15 protein-coding genes and 1 riboswitch are annotated in these 25,413 nt (G+C 42.7%); all 15 genes read left to right on the plus strand.

Annotated elements, in window-relative coordinates; all coding sequences use genetic code 11:
* The first annotated feature begins 50 nt into the window (after window positions 1–50).
* The 15 genes from addB (at window position 51) to CD03_RS0129825 (ending at window position 25,293) form a co-directional block, all read left to right on the plus strand.
* Complete coding sequence (gene addB, locus CD03_RS0129745) at window positions 51–3,488, plus strand: helicase-exonuclease AddAB subunit AddB (RefSeq protein ID WP_027296728.1); 3,438 nt, start codon at window positions 51–53, stop codon at window positions 3,486–3,488.
* A gap of 2 nt (window positions 3,489–3,490) precedes the next feature.
* The gene (addA, locus tag CD03_RS0129750; protein WP_027296729.1) at window positions 3,491–7,249 is read left to right on the plus strand and encodes a helicase-exonuclease AddAB subunit AddA; all 3,759 of its coding nucleotides are present in this window, start codon (window positions 3,491–3,493) and stop codon (window positions 7,247–7,249) included.
* A gap of 129 nt (window positions 7,250–7,378) precedes the next feature.
* A complete protein-coding gene (locus CD03_RS0129755; RefSeq protein ID WP_027296730.1) occupies window positions 7,379–10,837 on the plus strand; it encodes a YfhO family protein in 3,459 nt (1,152 codons plus the stop codon).
* A 222-nt stretch (window positions 10,838–11,059) separates the two neighbouring features.
* On the plus strand, window positions 11,060–12,226 hold the full coding sequence (locus tag CD03_RS0129760; protein WP_027296731.1) for an aminotransferase class I/II-fold pyridoxal phosphate-dependent enzyme: 1,167 nt from the start codon (window positions 11,060–11,062) through the stop codon (window positions 12,224–12,226).
* 310 nt (window positions 12,227–12,536) lie between these two features.
* Window positions 12,537–13,448 carry a UDP-N-acetylmuramate dehydrogenase gene (gene murB / locus CD03_RS0129770; RefSeq protein WP_027296732.1) on the plus strand — a complete coding sequence of 304 codons (912 nt, stop codon included), beginning with the start codon at window positions 12,537–12,539 and terminating at the stop codon, window positions 13,446–13,448.
* 2 nt (window positions 13,449–13,450) lie between these two features.
* The gene (gene rapZ, locus CD03_RS0129775; protein ID WP_027296733.1) at window positions 13,451–14,308 is read left to right on the plus strand and encodes an RNase adapter RapZ; all 858 of its coding nucleotides are present in this window, start codon (window positions 13,451–13,453) and stop codon (window positions 14,306–14,308) included.
* Window positions 14,309–14,319: 11 nt separating this feature from the next.
* Window positions 14,320–15,288 (plus strand): DNA-binding protein WhiA, encoded by a 969-nt coding sequence (gene whiA, locus CD03_RS0129780; RefSeq protein WP_027296734.1) that lies wholly within the window; start codon window positions 14,320–14,322, stop codon window positions 15,286–15,288.
* The gene (locus tag CD03_RS0129785) at window positions 15,281–15,535 is read left to right on the plus strand and encodes an HPr family phosphocarrier protein (protein WP_027296735.1); all 255 of its coding nucleotides are present in this window, start codon (window positions 15,281–15,283) and stop codon (window positions 15,533–15,535) included. The genes whiA and CD03_RS0129785 overlap by 8 nt, the downstream gene beginning before the upstream one ends.
* A gap of 14 nt (window positions 15,536–15,549) precedes the next feature.
* Window positions 15,550–15,660: riboswitch (TPP riboswitch) on the plus strand.
* A 106-nt stretch (window positions 15,661–15,766) separates the two neighbouring features.
* Window positions 15,767–16,063: a thiamine-binding protein gene (locus tag CD03_RS0129790; protein ID WP_027296736.1), complete on the plus strand. Its 297-nt coding sequence runs from the start codon at window positions 15,767–15,769 to the stop codon at window positions 16,061–16,063.
* Window positions 16,032–16,796 carry an ABC transporter permease gene (locus tag CD03_RS0129795; protein WP_027296737.1) on the plus strand — a complete coding sequence of 255 codons (765 nt, stop codon included), beginning with the start codon at window positions 16,032–16,034 and terminating at the stop codon, window positions 16,794–16,796. Before CD03_RS0129790 ends, CD03_RS0129795 begins: the two co-directional genes overlap by 32 nt.
* Before the next feature lie 114 nt (window positions 16,797–16,910).
* On the plus strand, window positions 16,911–18,026 hold the full coding sequence (locus CD03_RS0129800; protein WP_027296738.1) for an ABC transporter substrate-binding protein: 1,116 nt from the start codon (window positions 16,911–16,913) through the stop codon (window positions 18,024–18,026).
* Window positions 18,027–18,154: 128 nt separating this feature from the next.
* Window positions 18,155–18,892, plus strand: a complete 738-nt coding sequence (locus tag CD03_RS0129805; protein WP_027296739.1) for an ABC transporter ATP-binding protein — start codon at window positions 18,155–18,157, stop codon at window positions 18,890–18,892.
* Window positions 18,893–19,193: 301 nt separating this feature from the next.
* On the plus strand, window positions 19,194–21,194 hold the full coding sequence (gene uvrB / locus CD03_RS0129810; RefSeq protein ID WP_044289759.1) for an excinuclease ABC subunit UvrB: 2,001 nt from the start codon (window positions 19,194–19,196) through the stop codon (window positions 21,192–21,194).
* Between the two features lies 1 nt (window position 21,195).
* A complete protein-coding gene (uvrA, locus tag CD03_RS0129815; RefSeq protein WP_027296741.1) occupies window positions 21,196–24,045 on the plus strand; it encodes an excinuclease ABC subunit UvrA in 2,850 nt (949 codons plus the stop codon).
* A gap of 246 nt (window positions 24,046–24,291) precedes the next feature.
* Window positions 24,292–25,293 (plus strand): AraC family transcriptional regulator, encoded by a 1,002-nt coding sequence (locus tag CD03_RS0129825; protein WP_027296742.1) that lies wholly within the window; start codon window positions 24,292–24,294, stop codon window positions 25,291–25,293.
* The last annotated feature ends 120 nt before the right edge of the window (window positions 25,294–25,413 follow it).

Genomic DNA, 25,413 nt, shown 5'->3' on the forward strand with positions numbered 1-25,413 from the left:
CGGCCTGACGGGTTAGAATTGACTATAAATGAAACTTGGAGGGTCTATTTATGTCATTACAATTAATCCTGGGAAATTCCGGAAGCGGAAAGTCCTATGAACTATATAATAAGGTAATTGAAGCTTCTATCGCTGATCCAAAGGGGCATTTTATCGTGATTGTACCGGAACAGTTTACTATGCAGACCCAGAAAGAGCTAGTCAGCCTTCATCCCAGAAAAGGGATTTTGAATATAGATGTGCTTAGTTTTCAGAGACTCGCGTACCGCATATTTGAGGAACTGGGATCGGATAAACGTACGGTTCTGGAAGAGACTGGGAAGAATCTGCTGCTGCGTAAAGTTGCAATCGAGAAAAAAGATGAACTTCAGGTGCTGGGGGCTCATTTAAATAAGCTTGGCTATATCACTCAGATGAAATCTATGATATCGGAGCTGACCCAGTATGATGTGACCATGGATAAGATGGATCAGATGATCGCTGCTGCCGGAGAAAAAAAGCAGCTGTATTATAAACTGCAGGATGTGGGTATTTTGTATGCCGGATTCCGGGAAAAACTGCAGGGGCAGTATATTACGGCAGAAGAAGTGCTGGAAGCCCTTTGCCAGGTGGCTGACCGGTCTGAGATTTTAAAGGGCAGCGTACTTGCATTGGACGGTTTTACCGGATTTACCCCGATTCAGCAAAAATTATTGGAGCGGCTTATGGTGCTGGCAAAGAGGGTCATGGTGACCATAACTATGGATGCCAATGAAAATCCTTTTAAAATTTATGGAGAACATGAGCTTTTTTATCTGAGTAAGAAAACGATCCGCAGCCTGACTAAAATTGCAAAAGAAAAGCATGTAGAGATATCAGATCCGGTTTTACTGGGAAAGGGGCAGGTTTATCGTTTTAAAGATACCCCGGTACTGGGATTTCTGGAACAGAACCTTTTTCGGAGAAGGAGAGGGAAATACGAGTTCCCCATTGATGAAATTTCTATTCACAATGCCAAAAATCCAACGGAAGAGGCTAATTTTGTGGCGCGCACGATTAAGCAGCTTACAGGTGCAGGGTACCGCTATCAGGATATCGCGGTAATCACCGGGGATATGGCGGCTTACAGCAGTTATATCCGTAAAGTTTTTGAAGCCTGCCGGATTCCGTGTTTTATTGATGAGACTAAGACTATTTTGTTAAATCCTTTCATAGAATTTATCCGTGCGGCTTTGGAGCTGGTGCAGAAAAACTATTCCTATGAAAGTGTATTTCGTCTGATGCGCACCGGGCTTTGTGATGTGTCACGGGAGGAAACGGATCTGCTGGAAAATTATATACTGGCGGCAGGTGTGCGGGGGTATGGTAAATGGCAGAAACCATTTGAAAAAGTTACCCAGCGAAATGATGAACAGGTGTTAGAACAGTGTAACGAAATCCGTGCAGCCCTTATGGAGAAGCTGGTGCCATTTACTAAGGTGCTGAAAAATAAAAATGCTACCGTAGCCAAATGTACGGCGGCTTTGTATGAGTTTATTGTTTCCTGTGATATTCAGCGTAAGCTAACGATTTATGAAGAGGAATTCAAAGAGCAGAACCGGTTGGATATGGCAAAAGAATACAGTCAGATCTATGGGATTGTGATGAATCTTCTGGATAAATTAGTGGAACTTCTGGGGGAGGAGTGCTTATCCTTAAAGGATTTTGCTCAGATTCTGGATGCCGGTTTTGAAGAAGCAAAGGTAGGAATTATTCCCCCTGCGGTAGATCAGGTTGTTGTTGGTGATATCGAGCGAACGAGGTTAAAAGCCATAAAGGCGCTCTTTTTTGTAGGGCTTAATGATGGCTGGGTGCCAAAAGCGGGAGGAACAGGGGGGATATTATCTGATCTGGAACGAAATGCCCTGGAATTAAGCGGTGTGGAACTGGCTCCTACCGCAAGGGAAAATATGTATACGCAGAAGTTTTATCTATACCTGAATTTAACAAAGCCTTCCAGCCGGCTGTATTTGTCTTACAGCAAAGTGGATTCAGATGGAAAGACACTCCGTCCCTCTTACGTGCTGCATGATATGGCAAGACTGTTTCCGGCGGTGCCCCAAAAGGATGAAGACCTGTACGACAGCATGCTGGACCGGGTGGCATCACCTGGCAGCGGAATTCCGTATCTGATAGAGGGACTGCGCAATATCAGGGAAGGACGTCCCATGCCGGTGGATGAATGGATGGTGATGTTTGACTGGTATAATCAGAATGAAAATTACAGGAAGAAGATAGAAGGCCTGGTGGATGCCGCATTTTATAAGCGGAAGGATGAAGGGCTTCCAAAGGCAGTGGCTTCTTCCCTCTATGGAAGTGTGCTGGAAAACAGCGTAACCAGACTGGAACGATTTGCAGCCTGTGCATTTTCGCATTTTCTGATGTATGGACTGGACTTAAAGGAGCGGGAAACTTATCTGTTCCGGCCGATGGATATGGGGAATATCTTTCACCGGGTGATCGAGCTGTTTTCCAAAAAGGTGGAACACAGCCAATACAACTGGTTCAGTCTGCCGGAAGAAATAAGGGATTCCATGATTGAAGAAACGGTAGAGGAAGTTTCGTCTGAATATGGGGCAAAGATTCTCTACAGCTCTGCGCGGAATGAATATGCCATCGAGCGGATGAAGCGCATTATGCGCCGCACGGTGTGGGCACTACATGAACAGATTAAAGCCGGGACATTTGTGCCCAGCAATTACGAGGTATCTTTCTCCATGGTGGAGGATCTGGAAGCAGTCAATATTGCGCTGACAGAGGAAGACAAGATGAAGCTTCGTGGCAGGATTGACCGGACCGATGTGAAGGTGGAAGAGGATGAAGTATTTGTGAAGGTAATCGATTATAAGTCTGGAAATACAAGTTTTGATCTGGTTGCACTGTATTATGGACTCCAATTGCAGCTGGTGGTTTATCTCAATGCAGCAATGGAACTGGAACAGCGGATTTATCCAGATAAGGAAATTGTACCCGCGGGAATCTTCTATTACAATATGCAGGATCCCATGCTGGATCGTGAAGGGGGAGATACGCAGGAAATCATTAATCAGAAAATCCTGAAAAAACTCCGGTTGGACGGACTTGTGAATGATCGCAGAGAAATCATTGAGAATCTGGATACTCAGATTGGAAAAGATTCCAGCGTTATACCGGTTTCCTATAATAAGGATGGCAGTCCCTCGAAAGCATCCAGTATTGCCAGCAGGGAACAGTTTGGACAGATTTCTAAGTTTGTCAATGATAAGATTACGGAGATTGGAAAACAGATTGTAGACGGGCACATGGAAGCTCTTCCCTATGAGCGAAAGGACAAGACCGCCTGTGATTACTGCATATACCGGGAGATTTGCGGATTTGATGTGAGAATACCGGGCACCCGTTATAATCGTTTAAAAGAATATAAGCCGGACGAAATATGGAAAAAAATAAGCGGGCAGACGCAAGCCGAAGCAGAAAGTGAGGAAAGGTAAGCATGGGAGTAGCATGGACCGAAGACCAGCAAAAGGTCATAGACTTAAGAAATCGTAATATTCTGGTATCAGCGGCTGCGGGCTCAGGTAAAACTGCGGTGCTGGTGGAGCGTATTGTAACCATGGTAACGGATAAAAAGCATCCGGTGGATATCGATGAGCTGCTGATTGTAACCTTTACCAAAGCGGCGGCAGGCGAGATGCGGGAACGTATTGCAAAGGCACTGGACAATAAAGCAGCAGAAAATCCGCTGGATGTTCATTTGGAACGCCAGCTTACGCTGGTGCATAATGCTCAGATTACCACTATTGACAGCTTTTGCCAGTATGTTATCCGTAATCATTTTCATGCAATCGGACTGGATCCCGGATTCCGTGTAGCGGATGAAGGAGAGCTGAAGCTTTTAAAAAGAGATGTGGCAGAGCAGTTAATTGAAGACTGTTATGAGAAAAAGGAAGAGGCATTTCTGAAATTTATTGAATGCTATGCATCCGGAAAAAATGATCAGGGGATTGAAGACCTGATTTTTGGACTCTACAATTTCTCTATGAGCTATCCCTGGCCGGAAAAATGGCTGCAGCAATGCAAGAAAGCTTATGAAATAGAATCTGCGGAAGAATTTTTGCAGTCGGACTGGCTGAAAAAATTAACCGATAACCTGAAGCGCCAGCTAAAGGACATAGAAGAGAAGACAGAAGAGGCACTTCGTATTGTCAGGGCGGAAGATGGACCTTATATGTATGAAGATGCTTTATGCCAGGATCAGGCGATGATCCGGAAGATACATCAGGCAGATAATTACCGGGATTACGCACAGGCATTTGCAGCAATGGGTAAATACGCCAGACTCTCCACAAAAAAGGATGAAGCTGTCTCTGAAAATAAGAAAGAACAGGTAAAAGCAATCCGGGAACAGGTGAAAAAAAGCCTGAAGGGACTGCAGGAGCAGTACTTTTTTGATGATTTAGAATCCGTGATTTCCGATATGCAGGAAAGCCGGGAAGTCATGGGCGTGCTGATTGATCTGGCATGTGAATTTACGGAGCGTTATGCACAGAAAAAAAGAGAAAAAAACGTGGTAGATTTTAGTGATCTGGAACATTTTGCCCTGGATATTCTCGTAGAGGATAAGGAAGGGGAAGCGGTGCCTACACAGACTGCAAAGGATCTGGCAGAACATTATGAAGAAATTCTGATTGATGAATACCAGGACAGCAACCTGGTCCAGGAATTGATCCTGACCAGCATATCTAAGAAATGTTTGGGAAAATATAATATTTTTATGGTAGGGGATGTCAAGCAGAGTATTTACCGGTTCCGACTGGCAAGGCCGGAATTGTTTATGGAAAAATATGATACGTATCCTGTCACTGACAATATATGCCAGAGGATTGACCTGCATAAGAATTTCCGAAGCAGAAGCCAGGTATTGGTCAGTGTAAACTATATCTTTGAGCAGATTATGGCAAGATATCTTGGAAATATCCAGTATGATGCAGATGCGGCCCTTTATCCGGGCGCAGATTTTCCCGAAAAGCAAAATGAGGTGGATGATTTTACGAATACGGAGATGCTCCTGGTAGATCTGGATACGTTGGATGAGGTAGTAGAGGATGTAGAAGAGAATGCCAGAGAACTGGAAGCCAGAGCCATTGGCAACCGCATTCTGGAGATTGTTGGAAAAGAAGAAGTGCTGGATAAATCTACCGGAATTTACCGAAAAGCCAGATATGGGGATATTGTGATTCTTTTGCGTACCATTTCAGGATGGGCGGATTCTTTTGCAAGAGTTTTGGAAAGTCAGGGAATACCGGCATATACTGGATCACAGACCGGATATTTTTCAACGGTTGAGATACAGACGATTCTGGCATTTCTGAAGATTGCAGACAATCCAAGACAGGAAATTCCCATGGCGGCAGTTCTGAAGTCTCCGATTGGAGGACTGGATGCCAGGGAACTGGCGGCTATAAAAAGTGCAAACCCGGATATGCCATTTTACGAATGCTGCAGGCTGTATGCAGCTGAGACAGCAGAAGAGGACAATGATCATTCTTTCCTGAAAGAAAAGTTAAAGAAATTTTTCGAAATTCTGGATCATTTCCGTATGCTGGTACCCTATACACCTATGCATGAACTTTTGTGGCAGGTGCTGGAGATCACCGGATACGGGGACTATGCAGCTGCAATGCCTGGAGGAGAACAGCGGACTGCAAATCTGAAAATGCTGGTGGAGAAAGCCATGACCTATGAGACTACCAGCTACCGGGGGTTGTTTAACTTTATCCGGTATATCGAGAATTTACAGAAATACAATGTAGATTACGGCGAGGCGAGCACTGTGGGGGAACAGGAAGATACGGTCCGTATAATGAGTATCCATAAAAGTAAGGGACTGGAGTTTCCGATTGTGTTTGCAGGAGGAATGGGCAAGACATTTAACCAGCAGGACAGCAGGAGCAGAGTGCTGCTGCATCCGGAGCTTGGAATTGGCTGTGATTATATTGATCCCGTTCTCCGTGTAAAAAGCCCGACCCTTTTGAAGAAAACCATACAGAGGGAAACCATCAATGAGAACCTGGGAGAAGAGCTGCGTGTATTGTATGTGGCTTTCACAAGAGCAAAAGAAAAGCTGATTATGACCGGTGCAGTAACCAGGATCGCCGATAAGATAAAAAAATGGAGCCAGATCTGCCGCAGGGAAGAGGAAAAACTATCTTTTACCGAGTTATCAGGTGCATCTGCCTATCTGGACTGGGTGATGCCTGCACTTATGCGTCACAAGTCCGCCCGGGAGCTTTTGGAAGCCTATGGGTTTACCAATAACCCGGCACATGAGCTGTATCAAAAAGAAGCATACTTTTCCATCCGGGTATGTCCGGTGAAAGAGCTGGTCACGAGAGAGGCGGCTCATCAAATGGCAATTAAAGTTTCCAAAGAAGAACTTTTGGAACGGGGACACCGGATGCTGAGTGAAGAACAGCTGGAAGCCTTGAATATGCGTATGGATCCGTTATATCCCTATGAACAGGATGCGGATATTCATGGTAAAATTACGGTTTCCGAACTTAAAAAATACAGTCAGTCAATGGATAATCTGCTGAGTATGGGGGAAGAAGAATTTTCTATTTACGAAGAACCGGATATTGTTCCTTTCATACCCCGGTTTATGCAGCAGAAAACCGAAGTACCCGGAGCAGTACGTGGTACGGCATATCATAAACTTTTAGAGGAACTGGACTTTGCCGCAGCTTCCAGCGGTAAGAAACTGGATGAACAGATTGAACGGCTCCTGGAAGAAGGAAAGATGACCGGAGAGGAAATAGATCTGATTGATAAAAGGAAGATGGTCCGCTTTGCCAATTCGGTTCTGGGAAAACGGATGGCAAAGGCCGAACAGAAGGGGAATCTGTACCGGGAACAACAGTTTGTCCTGGGGGTTCCGGCATCTGAAATAAGAGCACTTTCAGGCCGTTTACCCGGGCAGTATCACAATCCGGCCTGCGATATGCCTGGGGATAATGAAGAAATTGTATTGATTCAGGGTATCATTGATGCATTTTTTTACGAAGATGAGGCAATAATTCTGGTTGACTATAAGACGGATTATGTACCGGATGCCCATGCCGAAATACTGGTGGACAAATATAAGATCCAGCTGGACTGCTATGCCCGGGCATTGGAGCGTATGACCCGGAAAAAGGTGAAGGAGAAAATTCTTTATTCCTTCTGGATGCAGAAGGGAATCCGGATCAAATAAGAAGGGAGGGACCTTTTTGTTCCTTTCCATGTTAAGGAAGTTTTAAGGGGATTTCACACAATTATGGTTGATTTTTCAAATATCAAAAGCTATACTTAACACGACAGTATTTTAAATGAGGAGTGCAAAATGAACTGGATAAAAAAATTGTTTAAAAATCAGGCGGTCCGTTACATTTTCTTTGGCGGATGTACCACACTCGTTAACCTGGTTTCTTATACGCTTATGCGTACAGTATTGGGCATCGACATTACTATAGCCAACTTTATTTCCATATTGCTGGCAATTGCTTTTGCCTATGTGGTAAACAAAATCTTTGTATTTGAGAGTAAGCGAAATACCGTTTGGGAAGTTATTAAAGAATGTGCGCAGTTTGTAGGAATGCGGCTTTTGACCATGTATATTGAAGTGTTTGGGGTCCTCCTGCTGAGCTGTGTCTGGGGCATGAATGATTTAATAGCCAAGCTGGTAATTCAGGTTGTAGTATTAGTATTAAATTATGTTTTCAGCAAAGCGTTTGTATTTAAAGAAAAAAAGGATATTTCTGAATTGACGGAAAAAGAATTGAAGATCCGCAGGACAAAGAAATGGTGTGTCATTGCATCTGCGGGAATTCCGGCAATTGTTATGCTGATTGCATACATTGCGAATGGAGTATTTCCGTTTGGGGATCATGGTGTGTTGATTATTGATTCCCTGCATCAGTATCTCCCGTTTTTTACGGATTTTCATGACAAGCTTGCTGCCAGTGAGTCTTTACTTTATTCTTTTGGCGGAGGTCTGGGATATAATTTCTGGGCAACGTATGCTTATTATCTGGCAAGCCCGCTGAATTTCCTGATCGTATTATTCCCGGCAAGGAATATGATGGATGTGATGGCTTACCTGATCATTATCAAGATCGCTTTATGCGGGGGATGTTTTGGATATTACTTAACCACGCGCAATAAAGGGAAGAATTTTACTCCGGTAGTGTTTGCCGTAATGTATGCCCTCAGCAGCTTTATGATTGGATATTATTTCAATTTGATGTGGCTGGACAGCATTGCCCTTCTTCCAATTGTCATGCTCGGCATTGAACGGATTGTAAAAGGGGAAAGCGGAAGAACCTTTGGTCTTTCACTGTTCCTGGGGCTTTATTGTAATTATTATATCGGATTTATGCTGTGTTTATTTTCCTGTCTATATTTTCTGGTACAGTGGATCGCAGCAAAGAGATTTACCATCAAGGCATTTTTTAAATCCGGAATTAACTTTGCCTGGTATGCACTGCTCAGCGGTGGAATGGCAGCGCTTGTTCTGATGCCGGCATATAAGGCGCTGGGAATTACAGAATCCATGGATGACAATGGATTTCCGGATAAGATCAAGTTCTTCACCAGTACCATCGATCAGCTCACCAGCCATTTTGCCTTTGTTGAGCCTATCAACATTGCGGACGACCAGGCTGGGGTAAATGCTTACTGCGGCGTCATTATACTGATCCTGGTAGTACTTTATCTGCTGGATAAAAAGGTGAGCCTGCGGGAACGAATTTCAAAAATTCTGCTCTGTGCACTTTTGGTGCTGAGTTTTAATTTCAATATGCTTAACTTTATATGGCATGGATTCCATACTCAGAATGGTCTGCCTAACCGTTTTTCATTTATTTATATCTGCTTAATTCTGATCATGGGGTATGAAGCTTTCACCCATGTGAAAAATATGCATGCAGTCAAAATTATAATATCCTGTCTTGTGCCCATTGGATTTGTGGTATACTGCATGATTACAAAAGCCGGGGAACGAGATATGTATGTTTATCTGGTAACGCTGGGACTGCTTGTAATTTACAGTATCCTGTTATTGCTCTGCCGCTTTATGAAACTTCGGGCGGTGGTTGTACTGAACGTGATTCTGGGTGTTATGCTGGCGGAGATGATCACAATGGGAATCTATGGTGTCTGCAGTAATGGTACTGTTGGAAGAAGTACTTATCTGGATGAGCAGAGTGCCTATAAGAAATTAATGGCGGAGCAGGGAGATAAAGATTTCTACCGAAGTGAAATTGACAGTCAGAGAATGCGGAATGAAACGATGTTCATGGGCGGTAATGGTGTAGTGCTGTTTTCATCCACAATGCCGGCTGCTACGGTAAATATGTGCAAAGGTATTGGTATGGAAGCCCGCACAAATAAGAATGGCTATAACGGTATGACAAAATTGTTTAATGATGTATTTGGAGTCCGTTATCTGGTTTCCAAAGCCGATTCAGATACTCTTTATAATATGAACCGCGTCGGTTATGAAGAGCCACTGGCCCTTTATAAAAATGAAAATGCACTGTCACTGGGCTTTATGGTGGATTCAGCCATTAAGGACTGGCAGATTGAAGGACTGGTTCCTATGGAAATCCAGGATCAGTTTGCCGGATTGGCTACGGGCAGTGATCCGATGTATACTTTGAGAGAAGAGTACGACATTGAAGAAGGTCCCACATATATTATCCGTCTGTACCCGGGCGAACAGACCTATCTGGAAATGACCTCCAATGTGGAAAAACTGGTGATCAAGACTCCGCAGTATGAGAAGACGATTAACGGTTATAACACCAATCTCTTTGATCTGGGAAGAGTAACTGAGGATGGCAAAGCTAACGTGACCATCACTTATAAAGAAGGAAACGAAAATCCGGTTGGAGTCCGTGTCTATACCTGCAAGGATGAAGATTATGCGAAGATGTATGAAAAACTTTCAGCAAACCAGATGAATGTAACAACGGCGGAAGATGGAAAAATAAGAGGCAATATCGATGTGAAAACAGCAGGAACCCTGCTTACCTCCATTCCATATGATACCGGCTGGAAAGTAATGGTGGATGGAAAAGAAATCGAAACGTATGCTGTTGGTACCGCGCTCATGGGATTTGACCTGAATGAGGGCGCACACGAGATTACTATGGACTTTACGCCGGAAGGATTATGGTCCGGAAGCTTTATCAGCATTGCCAGCATTGTTCTGTTTATGGTTACAATTATGCTGGAAGGAAGAAGCAGAAGGAAAAAAGGCATAATAGCTGAAAGCGAAGAAGAAGATATCGATGACGATGATTATGATGAAGATTATGAAAATGATTATCAAGGTATGACTGGAGCTTACGAAGAATCTGGGTTTGGAGAAAGTTATGAGGATTCAGGAAAATCTGAGTATGAAACAAGATATGGGACTGCAGGAGAATCTGAGTATGAGGAAGACTATGAGCCTGCAGGTGATGGAACTGAATATGAGGAAGAGTATGAGCCTGCAGGTAATAAATCTGAATATGAGGAAGAGTATGAGCCTGTAGGTGATGAATCTGAGTATGAGGAAAACTATGAGCCTGTGGGTGATGAATCTGAATATGAGGAAGACTATGAGCCTGCAGTTGATGAATCTGAGTATGAGGAAAACTATGAGCCAGCGGGTGATGAATCTGAATATGAGGAAGACTATGAGCCTGAAGGTGATGAATCTGAGTATGAGGAAAACTATGAGCCAGCGGGTGATGGAACTGAATATGAGGAAAGCAATGAGTCTGCAGGGAAACCGGAATATAAAGAAAGTAAATAAGTCTTCATTAGCATCTGGCTATGAATAAGGTAATGCGTTTATAGGAGAACCTGAGCAAAAACGAAGTAAGTATAAGAGTAAAAATAATATGGTTCAAATATACAGCAGATACTGCATGTGTATTTGAACCATAAATTTATTGAAAATGAACAAATAAAAGCTAATCAGGTAAATTAGTTAAGTAGTGTCACATACATCGGAGAAAAGAGGGTTAAAAACGTTATGAATATTACATTTTCCAATAAGTCAAATATGTTTCAAGCGGGAATATTTACCGTGCTCAATGAAAAAAAGGAAGAGTTAATCAGGCAGGGAAAGAAAATATATAATCTTTCGGTAGGTACACCGGACTTTAAAACCGCTCCACACATCATAGAAGCCGTATCTGAGGCTGCAAAAGACCCGGACAACTACAAATATGCCCTGGTAGATATTCCGCAGCTTATACAGGCTGTACAGGACTTCTACCAAAAAAGATTCCAGGTTGCGCTGGAAGCGGATGAAATTATGTCCATGAATGGATCCCAGGAAGGAATGGCACATTTTGCATGGACATTGTGCAACCCGCAGGATGTGGTGCTGGTTCCGAATCCTGGATATCCTATATTCAATATTGGTCCATCCCTATGCGATGCAAAGACAATACAGTATCCATTATACAAAGAAAATAATTTTTTACCCCGGCTGGATGAAATTCCGGAAGAAACAGCAAAAGCCGCAAAATTTATGGTAGTAAATTATCCGGCAAATCCGGTCTGCGCAGTTGCTCCTGACAGTTTTTATGAAGAGCTGATCGCATTTGCCAGAAAGTATGAAATTGTAATATTACATGACAATGCCTATTCCGATATCATTTATGGCGGAAGAAAAGGAGGTTCCTTTTTGCAGTTTGAAGGGGCAAAAGAAGTAGGTGTTGAATTTTATTCCCTATCTAAATCATTTAACTACACCGGTGCCAGAATGTCCTTTGCCATTGGAAATAAAAAAATTATCGAGAAATTCCGGGCGGTCAGAACCCAGATCGATTACGGTGTATTTCTGCCTGTTCAGTATGGGGCAGCGGCAGCGCTGAATGGACCGTTTCATATGGTAGAAGAGCAGTGCCGGGAATATGAAAAAAGAAATCAGGCGCTTTGCGGCGGACTTCGCAGCATCGGCTGGAATGTGCCAGACAGTGAGGGCACAATGTTTGTATGGGCGCCATTGCCGGATGGTTATACAGATTCGAATGAATTTGTAATGGAACTGATGGAAAAATCCGGCGTCATCTGTGTACCGGGCAGCAGCTTTGGAACTTTGGGTGAAGGATATGTGAGATTTGCCCTGGTGGAGAATGTGGAGCGGATAGAGGAGATTGTGGAGAGTATTCGGGCCAGTGGGATCTTATAAATAGTCTGATAAATTTACTCCTTATTACTTAGTGTTTATAGATTGCATTTATTGTATCAAGGAGAACATTTAAAAGTACTTAATGATAGAATATATTTCTGTAAAATTCACATAGTAAGAGAAATCCATCAAAAAGAGGGCTTGAAATAAAGCCCTCTTTATTGTATTATAGGGAGTAAAGTACAGGCCAAATAAAATGACTTTTATAAATCGGTACAACGATACCGGGCAGCCGGTCAAATTGCTGGTCTATTTTTCCGGTTTAAGGGTATATATGGTACTGGATATAAAAACAGATTAGGGGTAAAAAGTGAATCAGGATTTGTATAATCAGTTGTGTGAGATTGTCGGAAGTGACAATGTACATGTAGATGAAGAAATGAAGAAACATACCACTTTCCGAATTGGAGGTCCGGCAGATTTTTATGTATTGCCTCATTCCAAAGATGAAATTGGACGTGTGGTGCAGGTGTGTAAGAACACCGGAGAGCCGTTTTATGTTTTGGGAAACGGCAGTAATCTTTTGGTGGGTGACAAAGGTTATCGCGGAGTCATTATTCAAATTTTTAAGAATTACAGTGATATTATAATAGAAGGAACGCAGATCACTGCAAAGTCCGGGGCTTTGTTGTCGAAAGTAGCTAAGAAAGCTTTAGATGCAGGACTTACCGGATTTGAATTTGCATCAGGGATTCCTGGGACAATCGGTGGTGCGGTAGTTATGAACGCAGGTGCCTATGGCGGAGAAATGAAAGATGTAATTCTTTCTGCCACGGTCATGACACAGGAAGGCAGCATTCAAAAGCTGTCAAATCAGGAACTTCAGTTAGGGTATCGAACCAGTCTGGTAGCCAGACAGAATGATATTGTATTGGAAGTAAGTCTTGAATTAAAAAAAGGTGATCCGGACCAGATCCGAAGCCTTATGGAAGAATTGAAAAATAAAAGAGTTACAAAACAGCCTCTGGAGTACCCCAGCGCCGGCAGTACGTTTAAACGGCCGGAAGGGTATTTTGCCGGAAAGCTGATTATGGATGCAGGACTGAGAGGATTCTCCGTTGGAGATGCTCAGGTTTCAGAAAAGCATTGTGGATTTGTGATTAATAAAGGGAATGCTTCTGCCAGAGACATTGTGGCACTGATGGATGAAGTTACCGGACGTGTGAAAGAACAGTTCGGTGTGACATTAGAGCCGGAAGTGAAAAGATTAGGAGAATTCTAAGGATGAGATTCGTAATTGTTACGGGAATGTCCGGAGCAGGTAAAAGTACGGCGCTTAAGATGCTGGAGGATGTTGGTTATTTTTGTGTAGATAATCTGCCGATACAGCTCCTGCGTAAGTTTGCAGAACTGGCCTGTACACCGGGAAACGAGATAAATAAAGTGGCAATGGGCGTAGATGTGCGAAACGGCAGGGCATTAAAGGAACTGGAACATGTTTTGGAGTCAATGGTAATAGAAGGATTCCATTATGAGATCCTCTTTCTGGATGCGGCAGATGCAGTTCTTGTGAAACGTTACAAGGAAACCAGAAGAGCCCATCCACTTGCAAAAAACGGCAGAATTGATAAGGGAATTGCCGCAGAGCGGGAACAGCTGGTTTTCTTAAAACAGCATGCGGATTATATCCTGGATACCAGTCAGCTGCTGACCAGGGAGCTGAAGCTGGAACTGGATAAGATATTTGTGCAAAACCAGGAATTTAAAAATATCATGATTACTATTTTATCCTTCGGCTTTAAATATGGGATACCAAGTGATTCAGATCTGGTATTTGATGTACGCTTTCTGCCAAATCCTTTCTATATTGAAGAGTTAAAGCACAAGACCGGAAATGACAGGGAAGTACAGGACTATGTTATGGGATATGACATAGCACATGAATTTTTGAATAAACTGACCGATATGGTAGAATTTCTCATACCGAATTACATTATAGAAGGAAAAAACCAGTTGGTTATCAGCATTGGCTGTACGGGAGGGAAACACCGTTCAGTAACATTGGCAAACAGGCTGTTCGAAACCCTTGGTCCCAAGGATGAATACGGACTGAAAATAGAACACAGGGATATTAATAGATAAGAGGGTGTGTTATGTCTTTTTCAAGCGATGTCAAAGAAGAATTATCAAGACAGTCCAGCAGCGCGAGACATTGCCAAATTGCAGAAATTACCGCAATCATAAGTATGTGCGGTGGTATATCCATCTCCAGCAAAGACAAATACAGTGTAAGAATCCAGACAGAAAATATCGCAGTCGCAAGAAAGTACTTTACTTTATTGAGAAAAACCTTTAATATAGAGACGGAGGTTTCTATCAGACAGAATGTGTCTGTAAGAAAAAGCCGCGTGTATATGGTTTTGGTAAAACGACACGAAGATTCACTTATGATTTTGAAGGCTGCCAAGCTCCTGAATAAGGATATGGAAGTAGAAGAAAATCTTTCCATAGTGAATAATATGGTGATTCAGAACACATGCTGTAAAAGGGCATTTATCAGAGGCGCTTTTCTGGCAGCAGGTTCGATCAGTGATCCGCAGAAGTTTTATCATTTTGAAATTGTCTGCACGACCATACATAAGGCAGAACAGCTGCAGGCGATTATAAATAGTTTCGATCTGGATGCCAAAATCGTAGCCAGAAAGAAATATTATGTTGTCTATATTAAAGAAGGCGCACAAATAGTCGATATATTGAATATCATGGAGGCACATGTGGCACTTATGAATTTAGAGAATGTCCGGATTTTGAAGGACATGCGCAACGAGGTGAACCGAAAGGTTAATTGCGAGACGGCTAATATTCATAAAACAGTCAGCGCGGCAGTAAAACAAATAGAAGATATCAAGTATATTCAGTCAACGGCAGGATTTGAAAGTCTGTCCGAAGGATTGGCTGAAATGGCAGAACTACGGTTAGCCCAGCCGGATGCGACACTAAAGGAATTGGGAATGTTGTTAACACCTCAAGTTGGAAAATCAGGAGTAAATCATAGATTGAGAAAATTAAGCAATTTAGCGGATGAGCTAAGAGAGAACAAGGAGGAGAAACATTATGATTAAAAAACCTATCACAATTCAGATTCCAAGTGGATTGGAAGCAAGACCGGTAGCACTTTTGGTGCAGGTGGCAAGCCAGTATGAGAGCGATATCCATGTAGAATGTGGTGACAAGAAAGTGAATGCTAAGAGTATAATGGGTATGATGACTTTGGGCCTGGTAGCAGGTGAAAATGTTAATGTCATTGTAGAAGGCAGCGATGAGCAGGAAGCTATGAACAATATTGAAAAATATTTAAGCAGCAAATAATAATTATAAAAGCAACAAGAAATAAGGGGAGTCGGGAGAACCCGGCTGAGAGTAAACTACACCAATGTTTAGACCCATAACCTGATCTGGATCATACCAGCGTAGGGAAATATACCAATGGAGCAGTTTTCGTAACTTTAGATAAATTGCAGCTGATTGATAAAACCCTATCGAGAAGATAGGGTTTTTGTTTTATATAAAATAATAATATAAGAAATGGAGAAATGAAAGATGAATGCAAGTGTAGCGATCCAAACTTTACCGGAAGCAAAAAATGATGAGGAATTAATCCGTATTGTAGATGAAGTAATTGCGTATATTAAAAGCACGGGTTTAAATTATTATGTAGGACCTTTTGAGACTGCAATCGAAGGTGATTATGATGAGTTAATGGATATTATCAAAGAATGCCAGCACATTGCAATACGCGCAGGTGCACCGTCTGTTGCGGCATATATTAAAGTTTCCTATAAGCCGGAAGGAGATGTACTTACGATTGAAAAGAAAGTTACAAAGCATCACCAGTAAGCTTTATTGTATCAGTGCGATCCTGGCTTTGCTTGTTTTATGGCAGGCGGCATCATCATTTGAACTGGTGCCTTCTTTTATGCTGCCGTCGCCGGTGGCTGTCATCAAAGCATTTGTAAGTGATTTCAACTTATTGATGATGCATTTGGGGACAACGCTGATTGAGGCTTTTCTGGGTCTGGGAATCGGCATATTGACCGGATTTCTGGCTGCGGTGTTGATGGATCGTTTTGAAGGAGTGTATAAGGCATTTTATCCGATCATGGTGATTACCCAGACGATCCCTACAATTGCCATTGCACCGCTTTTAGTATTGTGGATGGGATATGATGTTGCGCCGAAAGTTACATTGATTGTAATCGTAACTTTTTTCCCGATTGCAGTGGGACTTTTAGAAGGTTTCCGGGCGGCGGATAAAGATACCATGAATCTTATGAGATCCATGGGGGCAAGCCAGGGACAGATTTTTCGCTATGTGAAACTTCCCGGTGCGTTGGGCAATTTTTTTACAAGTCTTAAAATTTCAGTCTCTTATTCTGTAGTGGGAGCAGTGATTGCGGAATGGCTGGGTGGATTTCAGGGGCTTGGAGTATACATGACCCGGGTGCGGAGTGCTTATTCTTTTGATAAAATGTTTGCAGTAATTTTTCTGATATCAGCAATTAGTCTGGTTCTGATGTGGCTGGTAACAATACTGCGCAAGAAGTTGATGCCCTGGGATCATTTAGAATAATACATGAAAAAATGTGATTTATAAAATAGTAAAAACATTTGCAAATATTTGCAACAGTGAATGTAATTTGAATAGTGAATATATTTGAAACAGAGAATTTAGAGGAGAATACAAATGAAAAAGAATTTATTGGCGGTTACGTTAAGCCTGACTATGGTTATGGCTCTGGCAGGCTGCGGAACCAGTGCGTCAAAAGGAGAAATAACCGGTGCATCCGGTGATACACAAGCTGTAGAGACAGAAAATCCTGCAGCACAAAAGGACAATACGGCAGAAGACGGCGGAGAAGCGCAGTCAGAGAGCCAGGCAAAAACAGCAGGAGAAAAGACAAAGCTCACATTTGTACTGGACTGGACACCGAATACCAACCATACCGGACTCTATGTAGCTCAGGAAAAGGGATATTTTGAGGAAGCCGGTCTGGAAGTTGAGATTGTACAGCCTCCGGAAGATGGTGCTACGGCACTTGTTGCTTCCGGAAAAGCACAGTTTGGCGTGGATTTCCAGGATTCGCTGGCTCCTGCATTTGCAAGGGAAGATCCGCTTCCGGTAACGGCAGTTGCAGCTGTGATCCAGCATAATACATCCGGAATTATTTCCAGAAAAGGGGAAGGCATGGACGCACCCAAAGGGATGGAAGACCATGTTTATGCTACCTGGGATCTACCGGTAGAAAAAGCGATGATTGCAAATGTAGTAGAACAGGATGGCGGTGATTTCAGTAAAGTGAAACTGATTCCAAGCACAGTAACAGATGAAGTGACTGCTCTGAAATCAAAACAGGTGGATGCTATATGGGTATATTATGCGTGGGGTGGTATTGCTACAGAGGTAAATGACCTGCCAACAGATTATTTCGCATTTAAGGATATCAACCCGGTATTTGATTATTATACCCCTGTTATTGTAGCCAATAATGATTTTCTGAAAGATAATACGGATGCGGCAAAGGCATTTATGTCGGCTCTGGCAAAGGGATACGAGGATGCCATTAAGGACCCGGCTGGTGCGGCGGATATTCTCTGCAAGGCAGCACCGGAATTGGACAGCAAACTGGTTCAGGCGAGCCAGGAATATTTAAAGGACCAATATCAGTCGGATGCAAAGAGCTGGGGATATATCGATGCGGCAAGATGGGATGGGTTTTATGGCTGGCTTAATGAAAACAAGCTGGCAGATAAAGAAATTCCTGCAGGATACGGTTTTTCCAACGAGTATTTACCACAATAAGCAGCACGATTCAGGGGGACAAGTGTGAAAGAAAATCGCTTTCACACTGCTGATTAAGATATAGCACAGCTTTCACACTGCTGATTAAGGAATAGCACAAGCCAGCTTGCACGATTCAGGGGGACAAAATGATAAAATTAGCGGCAAACCATATATCAAAGGCATTTGAAGATAAACAGATATTATCAGATGTATCAATAGAGGTAAGTGAAGGGGAACTGGTCTGCCTTCTGGGGGTCAGCGGTGTGGGAAAGACCACACTCTTTAACGTTATTTCAGGGCTGGCTTCACCGGATGGCGGAGAAATTTTACTGGATGGAAAAAATATTACCGGACAGGCCGGGTACATTAGCTATATGCTTCAGAGAGACCTGCTGCTTCCGTACCGGACAATTGAAGATAATGTGGCGCTCCCCCTTCTGGTAAAAGGTATCGGGAAAAAAGCGGCGAGAGAAAAAGTATCTTCCTATTTTAAAGAATTTGGATTGGAAGGAACAGAGAAAAAATATCCCAGCCAGCTTTCCGGTGGAATGAGGCAGAGAGCGGCGCTGCTAAGAACCTATATGTTTTCTCAGGGAGTGGCACTTCTGGACGAACCGTTCAGTGCCCTGGACACGATTACAAAAGGTGCAATGCATAAATGGTATCTGGATGTCATGGAACATATCCGGCTGTCAACCATATTTATCACCCATGATATAGACGAGGCCATTATCCTGTCGGACCGCATCTATTTATTAACCGGGCAGCCAGGGCAGATTACAAAAGAAATCCGGATACAGGAGCCAAAGCCCCGAAGGGCTGATTTCAACCTGACAGATACATTTCTGGATTATAAGCGGGAGATTATAAAAGCGTTAGAATAATAAGAAAAGCTGTTATATGAAGGGAGACCTTGATATAATGGCTTTTTTTAGGAATGAGAAATATTGTAAAAAAGCAAACAAATGTTTGAAAAATAGTGTGGGCTGTGGTATACTAGGACACAGTTAATAATGATGAAAAAAGAATCTGAAGTTTTTGCAGAAAGCGAATTTGAATAATATCGGATTTTGCAGGACAAAGAGTATGTGAGCAATTATGATGGATTATTGTTGGAAAGCAGTGAAGGATTAGCGTAACCTGCAAAAGACAGACATTCTTTGAACCTATACTTTTTCGGTCACCATGGAGGTAAAATACATTATGGAGTTCAAATTACAATCAGAATATCAGCCCACCGGCGACCAGCCGCAGGCTATAGCCGAGTTGGTTCAGGGCTTTAAAGAAGGCAACCAATTTGAAACGTTACTGGGAGTCACAGGTTCCGGTAAGACCTTTACGATGGCAAACGTCATCCAGCAACTACAAAAACCAACCCTGATTATCGCACATAATAAAACCCTTGCTGCCCAGCTTTACGGTGAGTTTAAGGAGTTCTTTCCGGAGAATGCGGTGGAGTATTTTGTGTCCTATTACGATTACTACCAGCCGGAAGCCTACGTCCCTTCATCGGACACCTATATAGCGAAGGATTCATCTATAAACGATGAAATAGATAAGCTTCGGCTTTCAGCGACCACATCCCTGGCAGAGAGAGATGATGTTATCATTATATCCAGTGTTTCCTGCATTTATGGATTGGGAAGCCCGGTAGACTATAAGGAGATGGTAATCTCACTGCGCCCGGGAATGGAAAAAGACCGTGACGAAGTGGTTCATAAGCTGATTGACATTCAGTATGACCGGAATGATATGGACTTTAAGCGTGGTACCTTCCGGGTAAGAGGGGATGTACTTGAAATATTTCCGGCAGATTCCAGTGATACGGCTGTAAGAGTGGAGTTCTTTGGAGATGAGGTTGACCGTATCGTAGAAATCGATGTATTAACGGGTGAGATTAAAAGTTCATTGGAGCACATTGCCATTTTCCCGGCGTCCCACTATGTTGTTCCCATGGAGAAAATACTGGAAGCAGCAGCCAATATTGAAGAAGAGCTGAAGGAACGAGTGGCATATTTCAAAAGTGAAGACAAGCTGCTGGAGGCTCAGAGAATTTCCGAGAGAACGAATTTTGATATAGAGATGATGAAGGAAACCGGATTCTGTTCCGGTATTGAAAATTATTCCAGACATTTATCGGGATTAGAGCCGGGAGCTACCCCTCATACACTGATTGATTATTTCCCGGATGATTTTCTGATGATTATAGATGAGTCTCATAAGACGGTACCCCAGATTCGGGGAATGTATGCAGGTGACCAGTCCAGAAAGAGTACCTTGGTTGATTATGGATTCCGGCTGCCCTCTGCAAAAGACAACAGACCATTGAACTTTGAAGAGTTTGAAAACAAAATTGATCAGATTATGTTTGTCTCTGCAACACCGGGAGATTATGAAGAACAGCATGAACTGCTGCGAGCACAGCAGATTATCCGGCCGACGGGACTTTTGGATCCCCAGGTTGAAGTTCGCCCGGTAGAAGGCCAGATCGATGATCTGGTTGGAGAAGTAAATAAAGAAGTAGATAAAGGCAATAAGATTCTGATTACAACCCTTACTAAGCGCATGGCTGAAGATTTGACAGATTATATGAGGGAAATTGGAATTAAAGTGAGGTATCTGCATTCGGATATCGATACATTGGAGCGGTCTGAAATTATCCGCGATATGCGTTTGGGTGTATTTGATGTTCTGGTTGGAATTAACCTGTTAAGAGAAGGTCTGGATATTCCGGAGATTACCCTTGTTGCAATTCTGGATGCGGATAAAGAAGGTTTCCTGCGTTCCGCTACCAGTCTGATACAGACAATAGGACGTGCGGCCAGAAACTCAGACGGGCATGTTATCATGTATGCAGATGTGATAACGGATTCTATGAGACTGGCAATTGGCGAGACACAGAGAAGGCGTGCCGTGCAGGAAGCTTATAACCAGGAGCATGGAATTACCCCTCAGACCATTAAAAAAGCGGTACGTGATATTATCAGTATATCCAAGGCAGTGGCTAAAAATGAAATGGAATTCGAAAAAGATCCGGAATCCATGAGCAGAAAAGAACTGGAAAAACTGGTTGGAGAGGTTCAAAAACAGATGAAGCAGGCAGCGGCAGAATTAAACTTTGAAGCAGCTGCAGATTTACGTGACAAGATGATCACACTAAAGAAACAATTACAGGAGATAGAATAGAATGGCAGTAAAAAATGGTAAGCAGTATATAAAAATAAGAGGAGCTAACGAGCATAATTTAAAGAATGTTACTTTGAATATTCCCAGAAATGAATTTGTGGTTTTGACCGGGCTAAGCGGATCGGGTAAATCTTCCCTGGCATTTGATACTATTTATGCAGAAGGGCAGAGACGATATATGGAGTCTCTGTCATCCTATGCAAGACAGTTCCTGGGACAGATGGAAAAACCTGAAGTAGAGAGTATTGAAGGTCTTCCGCCGGCGATTTCCATTGATCAGAAATCAACGAACAGAAACCCCAGATCCACAGTTGGAACGGTTACGGAAATTTATGACTACTTCCGTCTGCTGTATGCCAGAATTGGTATCCCCCACTGTCCGAAGTGCGGGAAAGAGATCGCGAAGCAGACGGTGGACCAGATGGTGGATCAGATCATGTCCTTGCCGGAAAAATCAAAGATTCAGCTTCTTGCACCGGTAATCCGGGGCAGAAAAGGCGAGCATACGAAACTGTTTGAGCAGGCAAAGCGCAGTGGCTATGTCCGTGTCCGTGTAGATGGGAATATGTATGAGTTATCTGAAGAAATAAAACTGGATAAAAATAAAAAGCATAATATCGAAATTGTAGTAGACCGTCTTGTTATAAAAGAAGGGATACAGAAAAGGCTGACAGATTCCCTGGAAAATGTATTGAATCTGGCAGAAGGACTGGTTCTGGTAGATGTCCAGGATGGAGAACCGGTGCGGTTCAGCCAGAGTTTTTCCTGCCCGGACTGCGGTATCAGTGTTGATGAGATCGAGCCCCGAAGCTTTTCTTTTAACAATCCTTTCGGTGCATGTCCGGATTGTTATGGATTGGGATACAAGATGGAGTTTGATGAAGAACTGATGATTCCGGATAAGTCCCTGAGTATTGCGGACGGAGCGATTACGGTAATGGGCTGGCAGTCTTGTACCGATAAAGGCAGTTATACCAGAGCGATTCTGGATGCACTGGCAAAAGAGTATAAATTTGATTTGAATATGCCGTATCAGGATCTGCCGGAAAATATCCGCCATATGCTCATTCATGGGACAAATGGAAAAGAAGTGAAAGTATATTACCGCGGACAGCGTGGAGAAGGTGTCTATGATGTTGCGTTTGAAGGGCTGATCCGTAATGTGGAACGCCGCTACCGGGAAACAGGTTCCGATTCCATGAAACAGGAATATGAAGCATTTATGAGAGTAACACCTTGTAAGACTTGTGGAGGACAGCGACTGAAAAAGGAAGCCCTGGCGGTTACAATTAACGATACCAATATTTTTCAGGTGACGGCAATGTCTATACGGAAACTCCAGAAGTTTTTGGATAGTATGGTACTGACAGAACACCAGGAAATGATTGGACATCAAATATTAAAAGAGATTAAAGCAAGAATCGGCTTCCTCATCGATGTTGGACTGGAATATCTGACACTGGCAAGGGCAACCGGAACTTTATCCGGTGGTGAAGCACAGCGTATCCGCCTGGCTACGCAGATCGGGTCAGGGCTTGTAGGGGTTGCGTATATTCTGGATGAGCCAAGTATAGGACTGCATCAGCGGGATAATGATAAGCTGCTGCGTACACTAAATAATTTAAAGGATCTGGGAAATACTCTGATTGTAGTAGAACATGATGAGGACACAATGCTGGCGGCAGATTATATCGTGGATATTGGACCGGGGGCAGGAGAACACGGCGGTGAGGTCGTGGCTGAAGGAACGGCAAAACAGATTATGAAAAATAAAAAATCTGTGACAGGTGCATATCTCAGCGGAAGAATTAAGATTCCGGTTCCGAAAATAAGAAAAGAGCCGGCAGGATTTATTAAAGTCGTGGGTGCAGCACAGAATAACCTGAAGAATATAGATGTAGAGATTCCCCTTGGAGTTATGACATGCGTAACCGGTGTATCCGGATCCGGTAAAAGTTCTCTGGTAAATGAGATCTTATATAAGAGGCTTGCAAGGGATTTGAACCGGGCAAGAGTGATACCCGGAAAGCATGTAACTATCGAAGGAATTGACCAGCTGGATAAGGTGATTGATATCGACCAGTCACCAATCGGACGTACTCCAAGATCAAACCCGGCTACTTATACCGGCGTGTTTGACCAGATTCGTGACTTATTTGCATCTACCTCTGATGCAAAAGCGAAAGGATATAAGAAGGGAAGATTTAGTTTTAATGTCAAGGGCGGCCGTTGTGAAGCCTGCAGTGGTGACGGTATCCTGAAAATAGAAATGCATTTTCTTCCCGATGTATATGTACCCTGTGAAGTATGTCAGGGAAAAAGATACAACCGTGAGACGCTGGATGTTAAATATAAAGGTAAGAGTATCTATGATGTCTTGGATATGACCGTGGAAGAAGCTATGACATTCTTCGAACATATTCCATCCATTCGCAGGAAAATAGAGACTCTTTACGATGTGGGATTATCCTATATCCGTTTGGGACAGCCGTCAACCACCTTATCAGGTGGAGAGGCCCAGAGAATCAAGCTGGCAACAGAATTGAGTAAGCGTAGTACAGGAAAGACGATATACATTCTGGACGAGCCGACTACAGGTCTTCATTTTGCGGATGTTCATAAATTAATCGAGATATTACAGCGTCTGTCAGAAGGTGGGAATACGGTAGTGGTAATCGAGCATAACCTGGATGTAATTAAAACGGCAGATTATATTATCGACATCGGCCCGGAAGGCGGAGACAAAGGTGGTACCGTTATCGCTAGTGGTACACCGGAAGAAATCGCCCGTAATCCAAAATCTTATACCGGACAGTATGTAGCTAAATACCTGAATTTAGAAGAAGCATAGTGGTAAACGGTAAGGGTGAAACAGAACCCGGTATCATCCTGGTTTTCAAGATAAGTTTTCTATATATAAATAATAAGAAAACTTATCTGTGGAATCCGGCATGATACCGGGTTTTTGCTTTAGGTAAAATGAGATTATTTCGGAAGGTATTTGACGAACTTCGATATATTGTTTAGAATGATTACTAAAGTGTGCTTCAGGCACATTCTAAGTTAGAGCTGGATGAGCAACAGATCAGGAGGTAATATGACTCAAGATGAATTAGATATTTTTTTGCGTTCTTTTACGGAACAGGAGAAGGAAAATCTGGTAAAGGGGACAGTGGATTTTGAAAATCCCAGGATTCATAGAGAATATAGTAAATATAGTTCCATGGAAAAGGGAGCATATTTATTTGAAGGGGATTATTTTATGAATCCTTATGAGAATATCGGTGTTAACCGGCAGGACCGTTTTGTGGATATTAAGCCCCATGCCCACAACTATATTGAATTGAATTATGTGTGGTCAGGAACTTGTGTCCAGATGATTGAAGGAAGAAAAGTAGTCAGTCAGGAAGGAGATGTGTGTATCTTCGATACCAGTGTGGTGCATTCCATAGAAAAAGCAGGTGAGAATGACATTATACTGAATATCCTGATGAGAAAAGAATTTTTTGCATCTGCATTTTTGTCACGAATGACCAAACAAGGGATCTTATCCCAGTTTTTGATGGAAGCGGTGACAAGAAATCAGCAGAAAAAGCATTATTTATACTTTCCATCACATAACAATCCAAGGGTCAGAAAGATCATGGTTGAGATTCTGTTGGAATATTATAATAAAGACCTGGGAGTACAGGAAGTACTTGACAGTTATATGGTCATACTTTTCACAGAGCTTTTGAGAACCTACCGGGATGCGTCCAAAGAAAAAGAAAAGGATGTTTCCCACAATGTTCAGATTCTCTCAGTATTATCGTATATAGAAGAAAACTATGAACATTGTACACTGAGCGGGATGGCGAAATATTTCGGATTTAATGCTGCGTATCTGACCAATCTCCTAAAGGAAAAGACGGGTAGGAGCTTTGTAGAGCATGTTCAGGAACAGCGTTTAAATAAAGCGATGGTCCTGCTGGAGAATACAGACCTTCCGGTAACGGAAATTGTAACCATGTGCGGATATAACAATATGAACTTTTTTTATAAGAAATTCAGGGCTGCTGTGGGATGCACTCCCGGAGATTACCGGAAAAGCACAACCTAAAAAATGGTCAATAGAAGCATAAAGAACCGTTATTGTACAACCTGCTGTTTTCATGTAATCTATATAATATAAATATGGTAACTGAATGTTGGATGGGCATGGAAACAAATATAAAAATGG

Origin of the sequence: Robinsoniella sp. KNHs210, assembly GCF_000686105.1 — a bacterium.
Classification (GTDB): domain Bacteria; phylum Bacillota; class Clostridia; order Lachnospirales; family Lachnospiraceae; genus Robinsoniella; species Robinsoniella peoriensis.

Excerpts from the sequence above, each read along its gene's own strand:
- addB (WP_027296728.1), top strand. The coding sequence starts at position 51 with ATGTCATTACAATTAATCCTGGGAAATTCCGGAAGCGGAAAGTCCTAT.
- addA (WP_027296729.1), top strand. The coding sequence starts at position 3,491 with ATGGGAGTAGCATGGACCGAAGACCAGCAAAAGGTCATAGACTTAAGA.
- CD03_RS0129755 (WP_027296730.1), top strand. The coding sequence starts at position 7,379 with ATGAACTGGATAAAAAAATTGTTTAAAAATCAGGCGGTCCGTTACATT.
- CD03_RS0129760 (WP_027296731.1), top strand. The coding sequence starts at position 11,060 with ATGAATATTACATTTTCCAATAAGTCAAATATGTTTCAAGCGGGAATA.
- rapZ (WP_027296733.1), top strand. The coding sequence starts at position 13,451 with ATGAGATTCGTAATTGTTACGGGAATGTCCGGAGCAGGTAAAAGTACG.
- whiA (WP_027296734.1), top strand. The coding sequence starts at position 14,320 with ATGTCTTTTTCAAGCGATGTCAAAGAAGAATTATCAAGACAGTCCAGC.
- CD03_RS0129785 (WP_027296735.1), top strand. The coding sequence starts at position 15,281 with ATGATTAAAAAACCTATCACAATTCAGATTCCAAGTGGATTGGAAGCA.
- CD03_RS0129790 (WP_027296736.1), top strand. The coding sequence starts at position 15,767 with ATGAATGCAAGTGTAGCGATCCAAACTTTACCGGAAGCAAAAAATGAT.
- CD03_RS0129800 (WP_027296738.1), top strand. The coding sequence starts at position 16,911 with ATGAAAAAGAATTTATTGGCGGTTACGTTAAGCCTGACTATGGTTATG.
- CD03_RS0129805 (WP_027296739.1), top strand. The coding sequence starts at position 18,155 with ATGATAAAATTAGCGGCAAACCATATATCAAAGGCATTTGAAGATAAA.
- uvrB (WP_044289759.1), top strand. The coding sequence starts at position 19,194 with ATGGAGGTAAAATACATTATGGAGTTCAAATTACAATCAGAATATCAG.
- uvrA (WP_027296741.1), top strand. The coding sequence starts at position 21,196 with ATGGCAGTAAAAAATGGTAAGCAGTATATAAAAATAAGAGGAGCTAAC.
- CD03_RS0129825 (WP_027296742.1), top strand. The coding sequence starts at position 24,292 with ATGACTCAAGATGAATTAGATATTTTTTTGCGTTCTTTTACGGAACAG.